The organism is Salinimicrobium oceani (assembly GCF_012037645.1).
In genome coordinates this window covers 1-385 of sequence record NZ_JAAVJR010000943.1, presented here as the reverse complement: position 1 = coordinate 385, position 385 = coordinate 1, and the positions used below count along the sequence as shown (strand labels likewise).

The following is a 385-nucleotide window of genomic DNA, read 5'->3' as shown; positions in this document are numbered from 1 at the left end:
ACAGCACCTGTTTTCCTTCTGAAACTGCTTTTTCAATGAGCTCTACATAAAGCTCTGTTTTACCAGAAGAGGTAATTCCGTGGAGCAAACAAACATCCTGAGATTCAAATGCAGTTTCGATTTCCTGCAATGCCTGTTGCTGATACTCATTAAGTGCAACTTTCCCAGCCAGTTCTCCTTCTTCAAATTGAAAGCGCTGGGCCTGCACCGTGACTTCTTCCAGCACCTCTTTATCGATTAATGCTTTAATTACAGCTGCCGAAGCTTTACTTTCTTTAGTTAATTCAGAAATTTTTATAAGTTCATAACCCTTTGCTGTCATCCCAAAAAGGGCAAAGATGACCTCTCTTTGTTTGGGGGCCCTGCTTAATTCGTCGAGAAGCTG

The 385-nt window shown here is 41.8% G+C and carries 1 protein-coding gene; it reads right to left on the bottom strand.

Features of this window, described 5'->3' with window-relative positions:
• A partial coding sequence (locus tag HC175_RS20175; RefSeq protein WP_369074359.1) for a DEAD/DEAH box helicase family protein occupies window positions 1-385 on the bottom strand: 385 nt, incomplete at both ends.